The following is a 13,951-nucleotide window of genomic DNA, read 5'->3' as shown; positions in this document are numbered from 1 at the left end:
CCACAGGGAGCATGACGAGATGAGCGATCACATCACGATCCGCCCCGCCGAGGGCACCTGGGTGGTGCGCGCGGGCGGTGCGGTTCTGGGCGAAAGCAGCCGAGCACTCGAGCTGGTCGAGGGCGACTACCCGCCGGTGATCTACTTCCCGCGCGAGGACATCGCCATGGCCTTCCTCGAGCCGTCCAAGACCCGCTCGCACTGCCCATGGAAGGGCGATGCGCGCTATTTCAACATCATCGCCAAGAGCGGTGCGATCGAGGACGCGGTCTGGTCCTACGAGGAGCCCAAGGACGGCATGGAGCAGATCAAGGACTGCCTCGCCTTCTACAAGAACAAGGTCGCGGTCGAGCAGGTCTGACCGCCTGTCTCAGGAGTGCTCCTCGGCGGCCATCCGCGTCAGCGCGCGGTTGACCGCGCGCAGTGCATCGACCTGGAACAGAGCCCCCCACAGCTCCGGCGCGGCGTCGCCGGGGCCGAAACGGACCACTGGCACGAAGGGGCGCTGCACCGTCTCGAAGAGCGGCATCGCCTCTTCGAGCGTCGCCCCGGATTGAATGAAGACGCCCTCGGCAATCATCTCGGCGCAGGCGTCGTCGGGCGCGGCCCGCGGCGCGCCTTGTGCGCGCATCACCGTCTCGACCCGGATCGTCCCGGCGAGCCAGGCCTGCGGCCCGGCCGCGAGATGCACGCCGCGCCGCTCCAGCTGGGTCAGGAAGAACGACCGGTGGACCAGCCGCGAGGCCAACGCCGAGGACAGCGACACCGCCACCATCACCGCGAGGCCGGTCTGCCAGTCACCCGTCAGTTCGAACACGATCAGCGTGGTCGAGATCGGCGCGCCCAGCACGGCCGCCGCCACCGCCCCCATACCTGCCAGCGCGTAGAGCGTCCCCTCGCCCGAGAACTCCGGGGCGATGCCCGTGGCCACGGTCCCGAAGGCCAAGCCGGTGAGCGCCCCGATCATCAGCGACGGCGAGAACACCCCGCCGCCCATCCGTCCGGCCATCGTGATCGCCACCGCCGCCACCTTGATCACCACGAAGATCACGGCGAGGTCGAAGGCGATGTTGCCCTGCAGCGCCGCCGAGGTGGTCTCGTAGCCGACTCCGATGATGTGCGGAAAGAAGATCGCGATCAGCCCGAGGATCAGTCCGGTCGCCGCCGGGCGCAGCCGGCGCGGCAGCGACAGCCGCTCCTGGACGGCGTTACCGAGATCGTCGGCCCAGAAGATCGCTCGCATCTGGACGACAGCGACGAGGCCGCATAGCAGGCCCAACAACATGAAGGCGGGCAGTTCGACATAGAAGGCCAGCGCGTTCTTGTCCGGCAGCACGAACTCGGTGACGTCGCCCCAGATCAGCCGGCTCAGCACCGTTCCGGCGACGCTGGCGATGACGATCGGTGCGAAGGCGTGCACCGCGAAATGCCGCAGCACTACCTCGAGCGCGAAGAGCGCACCGGCGATGGGGGCGTTGAAGCTCGCCGAGACCGCCGCCGCGACGGCGCAGCCCAGAAGGTCGCGCCCGGTGATCCCGTCTGCCCGGATCCAGCTCGAGACATAGGTGGCGAAGACCGAGGCCAGATGCACGACCGGCCCTTCGCGGCCGGTGGAGCCACCCGTGGACAAGGTGATCATCGAAGCCAGCGCCGAGATCAGCCCGCGCTTGCGCTCGACCCGTCCCTCGCGCAGCGCGGCCCCCTCGATCACCTCGGCCACCGAACGCACGCGACCGTCCTCGGTGAAGCGGTCGAGCAGCAGGCCGACGACGAGGCCCCCCGCGACCGGCAGCCCCAAGAGCCAGTACCAGGGCAGCGAGGCGGCGAAGCTGTGCAGCATGGCGACGTCGTCGGTGCCGTAGAGCGCGGCCTGCAGCCATTCGATCCCGGCGCGGAAGCCGATGGCGGCCAAGCCAGAGGCCCCACCCAGCGCCAGGGCGATGAACCAGAACTGCACCTGGCTCGGCCCGTGGCTGCGCAGCAAGGCCCAGCCTCCGCGCCAGGACCGGCCCAGACGCGCGCTCAGCCGCTCCTTCTGATCGTCTTCCATGCCGCTCATGCCGGCCTGTACCCCGCCATTTCCGTTTCGCTTCTAGGGGGCTGCGCCCAAAAGGAGAAGCCGAACGGTCGCCTTCGGGCGACGCCGCATACGAGGCCTGCCCGTTTTTTCGGCCATCCTAACCGAACGGGGTATGATAAAAAGGGCAGGAACCGGCTAGGATCGTCTCATTGACCTGAGACATTAGCGACCCTCGATTAATTCCGCACGCTTCGCGCGGACATGCATTGGCCGAGATGCGGTGAGGAGCCGTAATCGGCAGGATCCCATTTCTACCCGTCCGGCCGGGCAATGCCGTATTCGGGCGATGTGACGGTTTCGGGAATCCCCCGCCGACGCATCGCCCTATTACCGTCGAGCGCCGCCTCAGGCCGCGTCGGCATCCCCCAGCAGGACACGCGCCGCGCCGCGTGCGGCATCGGTCACGGTGTCGCCCGCGAGCATCCGCGCGATCTCGTCGATCCGCGCCGGCTCGTCGAGCGGGACGACCCGCGAGGTCGTCATTTCACCGGTGGGACCGGTGCTGACGGATTTCTCGACCCGCCAGTGATGGGCGCCGAGCGCCGCGACCTGCGGCGAATGCGTCACCACCAGAACCTGCGCTCCCGAGGCCAACCGCGACAGCCGTCGTCCCACGGCGTTGGCCGTGGCCCCGCCCAGACCGCGGTCGATCTCGTCGAAGATCAGCGTCTTGCCGGCATTGTCGCCGGTCAGGCAGACCTTCAGCGCCAGCAGGAAGCGCGACAATTCACCGCCCGAAGCGATGCGCGACAGCGGCCCGGAGGGCGCGCCCGGGTTGGTGGCGACCCGAAAGCTAACTTCGTCGCGGCCCTCGGGGCCGGGATCGGTGGGGGCAACGTCGACTTCGAAGACGGCGCGGTCGAGCTTGAGCGGGGCCAGTTCCTCGGCCATCGCGCGCGCCAGGCGCCCGCCCGCCTCGACGCGGCGGGCGGTCAGCTCGGCGGCGGCCGCATCATAGGCCGCATCGGCCGCGCGCACCGCCGCCTCGAGATCGGCCATGTCGCCTTCGGAGGCGTCGAGCGCGCGCAGCCGGGCGCGCAGGGTTTCGGCGAATTCCGGCAGCTCGTCGGGCATGACCTCGTGCTTGCGCGCGAGGCCACGCAGCGCGAAGAGCCGCTCCTCGGCCGTCTCGAGCGCGCGCGGATCGACCTCCATCGCGTCGAGCGCGTCACGCACGCCGGTCTCGGCTTCGCCGAGCGCGTCGAGCGCGCGGGTGAGCGCCTCGATCGCCGGATCGAGCCGTCCCTCGGCGGCCTCGACAGCGCCGTCGAGCCAGCGCAGCGCATCCGCCACCAGCCCTTCGGCCCCTTCGCCGGCGATCACCTGATGGGCGCGCGCCATGTCGCCGCGCACCCTCTCCGCGCCCTGCATCCGACGACGCAGCGTGTCGAGCTCCGCTTCCTCGCCCGGTTGCGGGTCGAGCGCATCGAGCTCGGCCACGGCATGGCGCAGATATTCCTCTTCGGCGCGAAGGGCGGCGACCTGCTCTGCGGCGGCGTCGAGTGCCCGGCGTGCGGTGCGCCGCGCGGCCCAGGCAGCACGGGTCGCGGCGATCAGCGGCTCGGCCCCGGCGAAATCGTCTAGCATCAGACGATGGCCGCGCGGATCCAGAAGGCCCCGGTCGTCATGCTGGCCGTGCAGTTCCAGCAACTCGTCGGACAGGGCGCGCAGCACCTCGCCCGACACCCGGCGATCATTGACCCATGCGGTCTTGCGGCCGCCCTCGGTGTTGACCCGACGCAGGATGAGTTCGCCCTCGGCCTCGATCCCGGCCTCCGCCAGCACCGCGCGGGCGGGATGATCCGGTCCGACCTCGAACACCGCCGTGACCTCGCCTTGGCTCGCGCCTGCGCGCACCAGCTCGGCCCGGCCACGCCAGCCCAGAACGAAACCCAGCGAATCGAGAAGGATCGACTTGCCTGCGCCGGTCTCGCCGGTGAGGACGTTGAGGCCGGGCTGGAACTCGAGCTCCAGCCGGTCGATGATCAGCATGTCGCGAATGTCGAGCGCGCGCAGCATAGGCTTATCCCCCCGGAGCCAACGTCAGCGCGCGCATCTCAGATCCATTCACCGCGCACCAGCTGGCGGTAGATCGTGGCGAGCCAGTTGTCGCCCGCGGCCTCCACCGGCAGGCCCCGCCCGGTCAGCAGGGCATAGCTGTCGCGGTACCAGTCGGTGCCGCGGTAGTTGTAGCCCAAGATCGCGCCGGCGGTCTGCGCCTCCTGCACCAGCCCGAGCGAGAGATAGGACTCGACCAGCCGGTGCAGCGCCTCGGCGGTATGGGTGGTGGTCTGGAAATCCTCGACGACGACGCGGAAACGCCGGGCGGCGGCGGCGTAATGACCGCGCTTGAGGTAGTAGCGACCGATCTCCATCTCCTTGCCGGCAAGGTGATCGAAGGCGAGGTCGAATTTGAGCTTGGCCTCGGCGGCATAGCTGCTGTCGGGATACTGCTCGATCACCGCGCGCAGCGCTTGCAGCGCCTGGAAGGTCAGCCCCTGGTCACGGCCGATGTCGTCGATCTGGTCGTAATAGCTCAGCGCCAGCAGGTACTGCGCATAGGCCGCATCCTCGGCGGTCGGGTAGAAGTCGAGATAGCGCTGCGCGCTGGCGCGGCTCTCGTCATAGGCCCGGTCCTTGTGATGGGCGAAGGCCTGCATGATCAGACCGCGCTTGGCCCATTCGGAATAGGGATAAAGCCGCTCGATCTCACCGAAATAGAAGGCCGCGTCGTCGGCGGCGCCGCCTTCGAGGCTGGCCTCGCCCTGCTGGTAGATCTCGATGGCGCTGAGCTCCTCGAGCGCGCCGCGCTCCAGCCGGTCGCTGGGGCTGCCGCAGCCGGCCAAGAGTCCGAGGGCCAGTATCAGGCCCAAGCCGGCCCGTGTTCCGCTGCCTGCCATCCGCGCGTCCTGCATCCTGTCGGTCATCTGCCCATCCCGGGGTCCACGCCCCGTTCACGCCCCGTACCGGGGCCGCTCAGGCCTCGGTCTAGCATGAAAAAATCGGGGGCAAAATGGCTTTTCCCGAAGCCGTCCCGCCGCAGGCCTCAGGCCACTGCGGCGAAGTCCGCCGGCTTCAGGCGGCTGCCCGGCAGGCGATCGGCAAGCGCCGCGTCGCAAGTCACGACGCGCCAGGCGTCGGGACGCGCGAAGAGCGCGCGCAGCAGCCGGTTGGTCATCGCATGGCCGGCCCGGCGGCCCTCATAGACACCGAGGATCGGCAACCCGGCTGTGCCCAGATCACCCAGCGCATCGAGCATTTTGTGCCGCACCGCCTCATCGGGATGCCGCAGCCCGCCCGGGCTGAGCACGCGCGCGCCATCGACCACCACGGCGTTGTCATAGGTGCCGCCCAGAGCCAATCCCTGCGCCTGCATCGCCTCGACATCGGCGAGGCGGCAGAAGGTGCGGCTGTCGCACAACTCACGCAGGAAGGCACCGTTGGCCATGTCGAGCGTCCGGCTCTGATGGCCGATCGCCGGATCCGGGAAATCGATCTCGAAATCGATCTGCAATCCGGCGGGCTCGTCGGCGCGCTGCGGCCGCAGTCGCGCCAGCGCGGCGCCCTGCTCTACCTCGACGGGGCTCAGCACCTCGATCGCGCGGAGCGGCGCGTCGAGCCGGCGCAGACCGGCGGCGAGGATCGCACGAGCAAATCCCGCGGCGCTGCCATCGAGGATCGGCACTTCGGGTCCGTCGATCTCGATCAGCGCATTATGCACGCCGCAACCGACCAGCGCCGCCATCAGATGCTCGATGGTCGACACCGACACGCCGGCCGCGTTGACCAGCCGGGTGTTGAGCGGGGAGATCTCCACATGGTCCCAGCGGGCGGGCAGGATCGCGTCGCGATCGGTCACGTCGACACGGCGGAAGACGATGCCATGATCCGCCGGAGCCGGCTGCAGCGAGAGCCGCACCGGACGCCCCGAATGGAGGCCTGTACCGGCAAAGCCGGTTTTGGTGATCATCGTCGTCTGCACGTCTTTCTGCCCGGATCCATTTCGGATTTCGTTGCCCGTGACCTAAGTCCTTATGGCGATGGTCACAATTCACTCTTTGCGACAGCGTGAAACATGTGACCCCGAGCCCGCATCGGCGGCGATTTGGCAAGCAAAAACAAAGGGCCGCCCCGAAGGGCGGCCCTTTTCACGCATAACGGCTATGCGTTGGGTTCAGTTCGCCTGACGGCGCAGGAAGGCCGGGATCTCGATGCGCTCCTGCTCGGGATCGGTCTCGCCGTCATCCGACCAGTTCGGCGCTTGGCGCGGACCGGAAGGCTGCTGCGGCTGCGGACGCTGGGCCTGCGGCTGCTGACGCGGTTGCGGCGCCTGAGCGGCACCCGCCTCGCCCTGGCCGGTCATCCGGTTGATCAGCGAGTTGATGCCGAAGCGCGGCTGCTGCTGGCGGTCGGCCTCGGAGGCGCGGGCCGGAGCGGCCGGGCTGCGCGGCTCGGCGCGCGGCATCTCGGGCTGAGCCTGACGCGGCTGGCCCTGCGAAGCGGCGCGCAGACGCGCCATGTCGCCAGCGGAGTTGCCGCCCTGACGCGGCGCGGGCGCCACGAAGCTCTCGGGCTCGGCCTGCGGCGCCTCACGGCGCGGCTCGTAGGCCGGCGGCGGCAGGTCGTCGTCGCGCTGCGGCTGGAAGCGGCTCTCCTCGCGCGGGGCAGGACGACGGGTGTCGAAGCCCTCGGAGTAGTCCTCTTCCTGCTCATAGGTAGGCTCGGGCTCGCGGCGCGCCTGCGGCTGGGCCTCGCGGCGCGGCGCCGGGGCCTGAGCGCGGGCGGGCTGCTGCGGCGCTTCGCGGCGCGGCGGCACCGGGGCGGCGGGCGCCTCTTCCTCGGCCGAGACGCGCTCGCGCAGCGGTTCGCTCATCTTGCGGCGCGGCACCGGCACTTCCTCGGGCTTGACCATCGCGTCGATGCCGGTGGCGACCACCGAGACGCGCATCCGGCCTTCCATGCCGGTGTCGAGCGTCGAGCCGACGATGATGTTGGCCTCGGGATCCACCTTTTCGCGGATCTTGTTCGCCGCTTCGTCCAGTTCGAACAGGGTGAGGTCGTAGCCGCCGGTGATGTTGATGAGCACGCCGCGCGCGCCCTCGAGGCTGATCTCGTCCAGCAGCGGGTTGGCGATCGCCTTCTCGGCGGCCTGCACGGCGCGATCTTCGCCATCGGCTTCGCCGGTGCCCATCATCGCCTTGCCCATCTCGTCCATCACCGCGCGCACGTCGGCGAAGTCGAGGTTGATCAGGCCCGGCCGCACCATCAGGTCGGTCACGCCCTTCACACCCTGGTAGAGCACGTCGTCGGCGAGCGCGAAGGCCTCGGTGAAGGTGGTGTTCTCGTTGGCGAGCCGGAACAGGTTCTGGTTCGGAATGATGATCAGGGTGTCGACCACCTTCTGCAGCGCCTCGACGCCGGCCTCGGCCTGCTTCATGCGCTTGCCGCCCTCGAACTGGAACGGCTTGGTGACGACACCGACGGTCAGCACGCCGAGCTCGCGCGCAGCCTGGGCGATGATCGGCGCCGCACCGGTGCCGGTGCCGCCGCCCATGCCGGCGGTGATGAAGCACATATGCGCGCCCGCGAGGTGGTCGACGATCTCCTCGATCGATTCCTCGGCCGCGGCGGCGCCGACGGTCGGCCGGGCCCCGGCGCCGAGGCCCTCGGTGACCTTCACGCCCATCTGGATCTTGGAGTGGGCGCGCGACTGCTGCAGCGCCTGCGCGTCGGTGTTGGCGACCACGAACTCGACCCCGTCGAGTTCCTTCTCGATCATGTTGTTGACCGCGTTGCCACCAGCGCCGCCCACGCCGAAGACGGTGATCCGGGGCTTGAGATCTTCCTGCCCCGGCAGAGAGAGGTTGAGTGCCATCGCTGTCTGCCTGTCCTGAATCTGGCCCGTCCCGCCGGGCGTTTTTGCCACTATTCGGCCAAACTACCCGCGCGCGCGCGCAGCGTCACGGGGAAACTCGGGCGTTCTTACTTATTTTCGGCGCCTTCCGCAGCGTCGATTCCCGGCCTTTCGGGCTGGTAAGCGACATCTTGCCGGATCACCAGTTGTCCTTGAACCACTTGAAGGCACGCTTGAAGGAGCGCGCCGGGTGTTTCTCGGCGGGCACGTCGAAATCCCACCATTCGTCCTGCGGATGCGCGGCGAAGAGGCACAGTCCGACCGAGCCCGCGAAGGCCGGCCCGGTGGCCGCCTGCGGCAGCCCCTGCACCCTGAGCGGCCGGCCGAGCCGGACCTGCTGGCCGAGGATCCGCGTCGCCAGCCCGTCGAGGCCGGGGATCTGGCTGCCGCCGCCGGTGAGCACGATCTGCTGGGAGGGCAGATGTTCGAAGCCCGCCGCGTCGAGCCGCTGGCGCACCTCCTCGAGGATCTCCTCGACGCGGGGCCGCATGATGCCGATCAGCTCGGCCCGGCTGACGGTGCGGCGGTCATGCTCCCAGTCGCCGGTATCGCCACCGATCTCGATCATCTCGCGGTCGTCCATGCCGGTGGCGACGACGCCGCCATAGAAGGTCTTGATCCGCTCGGCGGTGGCCATCGGCACCTGCAGGCCCATGGAGATGTCCGAGGTGACGTGATCGCCGCCCATCCGCACCGAATCGGCGTAGATCATGTGCTTGCGGATGAAGACCGAGATGCCGGTCGAGCCGCCGCCCATGTCGATGCAGGCAGCGCCCAGCTCCTGCTCGTCTTCGACCAGCGAGGAGATCCCCGACACGTAGGCCGAGGACGCCAGACCCGCGACTTCGAGATCGCAGCGCTTGATGCAGTAGAGCAGGTTCTCGATCGCGGTCGCGTCAACCGTGAGCAGGTGCATGTCGGTGGTCAGCCGCTGGCCGATCTGGCCGCGCGGATCGGCTAGACCCGAGCGGTGGTCGAGCGCGAAGTTCACCGGCTGGGCGTGCAGCACCTCGCGGCCATCGCCGTAATCGGGCATCTCGCAGGCCGCGAGCACCCGGCCGATATCGCCCTCGGTGACCTGCCCGGCCTCGATCTCGACCTCGCCGTCGAGCCCATAGCTGCGCGGCCGCGCCCCCGACAGCGTGGCGATTACGTGGTCGACCCGGACCCCGGCCATCTTCTGAGCCGCCTGCACCGCCGTGCGGATCGCGCGCTCGGTCTCGGCCATCGCCGCGACCTCTCCGAAAGACACGCCGCGCGAGCGGGTGGTGGCGGCGCCGATGATGCGGAAATTGGACTGACCGGCCATGGAGCCCACGCCCTCGAGCGCCGGGGCATCACCGTCGAAACGCAGCACCAGACAGGCGATCTTGGACGTGCCGACGTCAAGAATGGCGATAACGCCCCGTTGCATCGCCGCCTTGCGCATGTGCCGCATTGCCCGCTGCGTCTGGTAGAGCTGCCCCATCTGTCCGTCCCCGCTCCGTAATCGTTAATTGTTCTCGCTGACGCGGCGGAGCCGCACCAGTGCCTGCTCGGTCAGCCTTATGGTCGGCCGATCCTCATTTCGGACGTCGACCGCCGCGATATCGCGGTCGAGCATGTCCTCTGCCTCATCAAGCGCCATCACCCGCTCCAGCGCCGGGACCGGGTCCTCGGCGGGCAGCAGGATGCGCTGGTCGCGGTCGAGCACCAGATCCCAGCGCCGCTCACCCATCCGCACCAGACCACGGATTCGCGGCGCCACCGGTGCGGCGGCGGCGAAGAGCGCCAGCGCCTCGTCGATCTTTTCGCGGGCACCGTCGCCCGCGATCAGCGGCAGGTCGGAGCGGTCGGAACGCTGCGCGATCATGCCGGTCATCACGCCCTCGGCGTCGACCAGCCGCAGCCCGTCGACATAGCGCCAGACCGCGACCGGCACCCGCTGGGTCACCACGATCTCGAGCGTGCCGCCCGGGCGCACCCGCACCGTCGCGTCCGCCACCGCCGTCAACTCGCGGATCCGGGTGCGGATCTCGGGCAGGTCGAGGTCGAAGGAGGACACCGGCATGGTCTCGGGGAGAAAGGCCTTGATCGCGGCGGCGAGCGCCGGCTCGGCGCCTTCGATCTCGACGGCGCCGACCATGAATTCGGGGCGCTGCTGCACCATCGCCTTGACCCGGTCGACCTGGGCGGCAAAAGCCGTGCGGTTGTCGGCCTGGCCGAACCAGATGCCGCCGATCAACGCGACGAACAGCGCCGGCAGGCCGAAGCGCATCCCGATCCGGAAGGCCGGGGTGAGCATCAGCCGCTGGTAGCGATAGCCCCAGCGGGTCGGCGCCGGGTCGCGGCGCACGCCGTGGGCGGGGGGACGGCGGAACAGGCGGTTCAGCGGTCGCACGAGGCGTCCTCCACCAGCCAGCGGCACAGATCCGGAAAGCTGATCCCGACCTTCGCCGCCTGCTCGGGCGCGAGCGAGGTCGGGGTCATGCCGGGCTGGGTGTTGGTCTCGAGCAGCACCAGCCCGTCGAGCCCTTTAGTCTCGTCCCAGCGGAAATCGGTCCGTGTGAGCCCGCGGCAGCCAAGCGCGCGATGCGCCCGCAACGCGTAGTCGAGGCAGGCTTCGAATATCTCGGAGGGGATCTCGGCAGGCACGACGTGGCGCGAGCCGCCGGTCTTGTACTTGGCGTCGTAGTCGTACCAGCCGCTCGTCACGATGTCGGTCACGGTGAGCGCGCGCTCGCCCATCACGGTGGTGGTCAGCTCGCGTCCCGGCAGGAAGGCCTCGACCATCACGATCTCGGGCATGTCGTCGGAGAGCGTCGGCGGCTGGTTCGTGCCCTCGGGCACGATATAGACCCCGACGCTGGAGCCCTCGTTGTAGGGCTTCACCACATAGGGCGGCGGCATGACATGCGCGGCCATGACCTCGGCCTTGGTGGCCAGTCGGCTCTCGGCGACCGGCAGGCCCTCGGCGCGGAAGGCGGCCTTGGTCGCTTCCTTGTCCATGGCCAATGCCGAGGCCAGCACGCCGGAATGGGTATAGGGAACGCCCAGCCATTCCAGCAGGCCCTGGACGCAGCCATCCTCGCCACGCCGGCCATGCAGCGCGTTGAAGACGACGTCGGGGGCGTGCTGGCGCAGTTGCGCGGGCAGGTCGGGGCCGGCATCGACCTCGATCACCTCGTAACCCGCCTGCCGCAAGGCCGTCGCGCATTCGCGCCCGCTCGACAGCGACACCTCGCGCTCGGCCGAGGGTCCGCCCATCAATACGACGACCTTGGGATGTGTCCCGCTCGACATTCCCAAACTGCCCCATTCGCGCGCCGCTGACCGACGCGTCATTGTTTCGGCCCATTACGGACCTCCCCCGCTTCGCGAGGGTCTCGTTATTCGCTTGTCACGCGGCCGGATCGCCGATCCGCATGATTTCCCATTCTAGCGTCAGGCCGGAATGATCGTAAACCCTTTTCCGGACCCGCTCGCCCAGCCCCTCCAACTCGGCCGCTGTAGCGTCACCGGAATTAGTGAGGAAGTTCGGATGCTTGTCGTTCATCACCGCGCCGCCCAACCGGGCGCCGCGCAGACCGGCATCCTCGATCACCTTCCACGCCTTGAGCTCGTGGCTGTCATCGGCCCGCCCGGTTGATGACAATCCTGCTGGATTGCGGAAGGTCGATCCGGCGGTGCGGTCCTTGGTCGGCTGGCTGGCATCGCGCCGCTCGATCTGCTCGGCCATCCGCGCCTCGAGCGCCTCCGGCTCGCCTTTGGGCGCGTCGAACACCGCCTCGACGATCACCGCCCCCTCGGGCAGATGGCTGGAACGGTAGGCCAGCTCCAGCGCGGAGGCCGGCAGCACCTCTTCGCGGCCGTCGCGGTGAATCACCGTCACCTCGCGAAGCGCGTCGGCGACATAGGCGCCGTAGCAGCCTGCATTCATGCGCACCGCGCCACCGATCGCACCGGGAATGGTGCGCAGGAAGGTGAGATCGCGCCCCGCAGCAGCAGCCTTGCGCGCGACATGCGCGTCGAGCGCGGCGGCGCCCGCGGTGATGGTACCATCCGCTGCGATCTCGATCCCGTTGAAGCCGCGGCCGAGCCGGATCACCACGCCCCGCACCCCGCCGTCGCGGACGATCAGGTTGGAGCCGACTCCCATCGGGAAGACCGGAACCGAAGGGTCGAGATCGCGCAGAAAGGCCGCGAGATCCTCGCGATCGGCCGGCTGGAACAGCCAGTCGGCCGGGCCACCGACGCGCAGCCAAGTCAGGTCGGCCAGCGGCCGGTCCGGCGTCAGCCGTCCACGCACTTCGGGAAGCGCCGCCATCATGCCCGCTCCGTCGTCAGCCGCCAGCGCAGCATCGCGGCACCCAGAGCGAACAGCGCCACGCCCGCGACCGGGCCCAGTGCGAAGGTCGTCCAGCCGAGCAATGGCACGCCGGTCGCCACCAGAGCGGCGCTGCGACCATGGCGGCCGTCCTGCGCCGGCCGCATCGCCAGAATATTGGCCGCGATCAGCCAGAGTGCTGCCATCGCCAGCGGCCAGAGCTGCGCGCCGCTCACCCGCCCTGCTCCAGTCTTGCGGGCAGCGCCCCGGCCCAGGCGCTGATCGTGCCGGCGCCGAGGCAGACCACGATGTCGCCCGGCCGCGCCTGCTCGCGCACCAGCCGCGCCAGATCCTCCTCGGAGGTGACGGCGCTGGCATGGCGGTGGCCGTGCCGGATCAGCCCGGCGACGAGGTCGTCGCGCCCCGCCCCGTCGATCGGCTGTTCACCGGCGGCGTAGATGTCGGAGATCCCGACCACGTCGGCATCGTTGAAACAGGTGCAGAAATCCTCGAACAGCGAGGCGAGCCGTGTGTAGCGGTGCGGCTGGTGCACGGCGATCACACGCCCCTCGCTGGCCTGTCGGGCCGCGCGCAGGACGGCGGCAATCTCGACCGGATGATGGCCGTAATCGTCGATGATCGCGACGCCGTTCCACTCGCCCACCTTGGTGAAGCGGCGGTTGACCCCGCCGAAGGCGGCGAGCGCGGCGCGGATCTCTTCGCGCTTCATCCCCAGATGACGGGCCACGGCGACCGCGGCCAGGGCATTCGACACGTTGTGGTCGCCCGGCATCGGCAGGGTGCAGCCCTCGATCACCATGTCCTCGGCCCGCAGCACGATATCGAAATGCGCGACGCCGGCATTGTAGGTCAGGTTGGCGGCGCGCACATCGGCCTGCGCGTTGAAGCCGAAGGTGGTGACACGGCGGTCGGTGATCTTGCCGACCAGCGCCTGCACCTCGGGGTGGTCGGTGCAGCAGACCGCGAGCCCGTAGAACGGGATGTTCGAGACGAAGTCGAGGAAACCTTTCCGGAGCCCCTCGATCGAGCCCCAGTGATCCATGTGCTCGGGGTCGATATTGGTAACGATGGCGATCGTCGCGGGCAGCCGGTTGAAGGTGCCGTCGCTCTCGTCGGCCTCGACCACCATCCACTCGCCCTGCCCCATCCGGGCGTTGGAGCCATAGGCGTGGATGATGCCGCCATTGACCACGGTGGGGTCGAAATGGCCGGCGTCGAGCAGCGTTGCCACCATGGTGGTCGTGGTCGTCTTGCCATGGGTGCCACCGACGGCGACGTTCGAGCGCAGCCGCATCAGCTCGGCCAGCATCTCGGCCCGGCGCACGACGGGCAGACCGCGGCGGCGCGCCTCGTCGAGCTCTGGATTACCCGGCTTGATCGCCGAGGAGATCACCACCACCTGCGCGCCGTCGAGGTTCTCGCCTGACTGGCCAATGAAGACCCGTGCGCCCAGCCCTTCGAGCCGCTCGGTGATCTTCGAGCCTTTCAGATCCGAGCCTTGGATCGTGTAGCCTTGGTTGAGCAGCACCTCGGCGATACCGGACATGCCGATACCCCCGATGCCGACGAAGTGGATCGGTCCGACATCGAGCGGCAATTTCGTCGCAGCGTTCATGACCTGTGTCCCGTC

General features: G+C 69.1%; 12 protein-coding genes. 1 reads left to right on the top strand and 11 read right to left on the bottom strand.

Annotated elements, in window-relative coordinates:
• Positions 1–19 precede the first annotated feature (19 nt).
• Positions 20–361 carry a DUF427 domain-containing protein gene (locus FHS00_RS12705; RefSeq protein ID WP_183474240.1) on the top strand — a complete coding sequence of 114 codons (342 nt, stop codon included), beginning with the start codon at positions 20–22 and terminating at the stop codon, positions 359–361.
• 9 nt (positions 362–370) lie between these two features.
• Here FHS00_RS12705 and FHS00_RS12700 read toward each other — a convergent pair whose 3' ends face one another.
• The 11 genes from FHS00_RS12700 to murC all read right to left on the bottom strand — a co-directional run bounded on the left by FHS00_RS12700 (position 371) and on the right by murC (position 13,936).
• Positions 371–2,050: a chloride channel protein gene (locus tag FHS00_RS12700; RefSeq protein WP_183474237.1), complete on the bottom strand. Its 1,680-nt coding sequence runs from the start codon at positions 2,048–2,050 to the stop codon at positions 371–373.
• 375 nt (positions 2,051–2,425) lie between these two features.
• Positions 2,426–4,099, bottom strand: coding sequence for a DNA repair protein RecN (gene recN / locus FHS00_RS12695; RefSeq protein WP_183474234.1), 1,674 nt, complete (start codon positions 4,097–4,099; stop codon positions 2,426–2,428).
• A 38-nt stretch (positions 4,100–4,137) separates the two neighbouring features.
• Complete coding sequence (locus FHS00_RS12690; protein ID WP_183474335.1) at positions 4,138–4,980, bottom strand: outer membrane protein assembly factor BamD; 843 nt, start codon at positions 4,978–4,980, stop codon at positions 4,138–4,140.
• 146 nt (positions 4,981–5,126) lie between these two features.
• Positions 5,127–6,062: a UDP-3-O-acyl-N-acetylglucosamine deacetylase gene (gene lpxC / locus FHS00_RS12685; protein WP_183474231.1), complete on the bottom strand. Its 936-nt coding sequence runs from the start codon at positions 6,060–6,062 to the stop codon at positions 5,127–5,129.
• Positions 6,063–6,254: 192 nt separating this feature from the next.
• On the bottom strand, positions 6,255–7,955 hold the full coding sequence (ftsZ, locus tag FHS00_RS12680; protein ID WP_183474229.1) for a cell division protein FtsZ: 1,701 nt from the start codon (positions 7,953–7,955) through the stop codon (positions 6,255–6,257).
• 178 nt (positions 7,956–8,133) lie between these two features.
• Positions 8,134–9,462: a cell division protein FtsA gene (gene ftsA / locus FHS00_RS12675; protein ID WP_183474226.1), complete on the bottom strand. Its 1,329-nt coding sequence runs from the start codon at positions 9,460–9,462 to the stop codon at positions 8,134–8,136.
• 24 nt (positions 9,463–9,486) lie between these two features.
• Positions 9,487–10,374, bottom strand: a complete 888-nt coding sequence (locus FHS00_RS12670; RefSeq protein ID WP_183474222.1) for a cell division protein FtsQ/DivIB — start codon at positions 10,372–10,374, stop codon at positions 9,487–9,489.
• Complete coding sequence (locus FHS00_RS12665; protein ID WP_183474219.1) at positions 10,362–11,276, bottom strand: D-alanine--D-alanine ligase; 915 nt, start codon at positions 11,274–11,276, stop codon at positions 10,362–10,364. Before FHS00_RS12665 ends, FHS00_RS12670 begins: the two co-directional genes overlap by 13 nt.
• A gap of 97 nt (positions 11,277–11,373) precedes the next feature.
• Entirely contained in the window at positions 11,374–12,303 is a 930-nt protein-coding gene (gene murB, locus FHS00_RS12660; RefSeq protein ID WP_183474216.1) for a UDP-N-acetylmuramate dehydrogenase, read from the bottom strand.
• On the bottom strand, positions 12,300–12,536 hold the full coding sequence (locus FHS00_RS12655) for a DUF2484 family protein (RefSeq protein ID WP_183474213.1): 237 nt from the start codon (positions 12,534–12,536) through the stop codon (positions 12,300–12,302). The genes murB and FHS00_RS12655 overlap by 4 nt, the downstream gene beginning before the upstream one ends.
• Positions 12,533–13,936 carry a UDP-N-acetylmuramate--L-alanine ligase gene (murC, locus tag FHS00_RS12650; RefSeq protein ID WP_183474211.1) on the bottom strand — a complete coding sequence of 468 codons (1,404 nt, stop codon included), beginning with the start codon at positions 13,934–13,936 and terminating at the stop codon, positions 12,533–12,535. Before murC ends, FHS00_RS12655 begins: the two co-directional genes overlap by 4 nt.
• Positions 13,937–13,951 lie beyond the last annotated feature (15 nt).

It is taken from the genome of Limimaricola variabilis, assembly GCF_014195545.1.
Taxonomy (GTDB): domain Bacteria; phylum Pseudomonadota; class Alphaproteobacteria; order Rhodobacterales; family Rhodobacteraceae; genus Limimaricola; species Limimaricola variabilis.
This window is presented reverse-complemented; position numbering and strand designations above follow the sequence as displayed.

Excerpts from the sequence above, each read along its gene's own strand:
- FHS00_RS12705 (WP_183474240.1), top strand. The coding sequence starts at position 20 with ATGAGCGATCACATCACGATCCGCCCCGCCGAGGGCACCTGGGTGGTG.
- FHS00_RS12700 (WP_183474237.1), bottom strand. The coding sequence starts at position 2,050 with ATGGAAGACGATCAGAAGGAGCGGCTGAGCGCGCGTCTGGGCCGGTCC.
- recN (WP_183474234.1), bottom strand. The coding sequence starts at position 4,099 with ATGCTGCGCGCGCTCGACATTCGCGACATGCTGATCATCGACCGGCTG.
- FHS00_RS12690 (WP_183474335.1), bottom strand. The coding sequence starts at position 4,980 with ATGGCAGGCAGCGGAACACGGGCCGGCTTGGGCCTGATACTGGCCCTC.
- ftsZ (WP_183474229.1), bottom strand. The coding sequence starts at position 7,955 with ATGGCACTCAACCTCTCTCTGCCGGGGCAGGAAGATCTCAAGCCCCGG.
- ftsA (WP_183474226.1), bottom strand. The coding sequence starts at position 9,462 with ATGGGGCAGCTCTACCAGACGCAGCGGGCAATGCGGCACATGCGCAAG.
- FHS00_RS12665 (WP_183474219.1), bottom strand. The coding sequence starts at position 11,276 with ATGTCGAGCGGGACACATCCCAAGGTCGTCGTATTGATGGGCGGACCC.
- murB (WP_183474216.1), bottom strand. The coding sequence starts at position 12,303 with ATGATGGCGGCGCTTCCCGAAGTGCGTGGACGGCTGACGCCGGACCGG.
- murC (WP_183474211.1), bottom strand. The coding sequence starts at position 13,936 with ATGAACGCTGCGACGAAATTGCCGCTCGATGTCGGACCGATCCACTTC.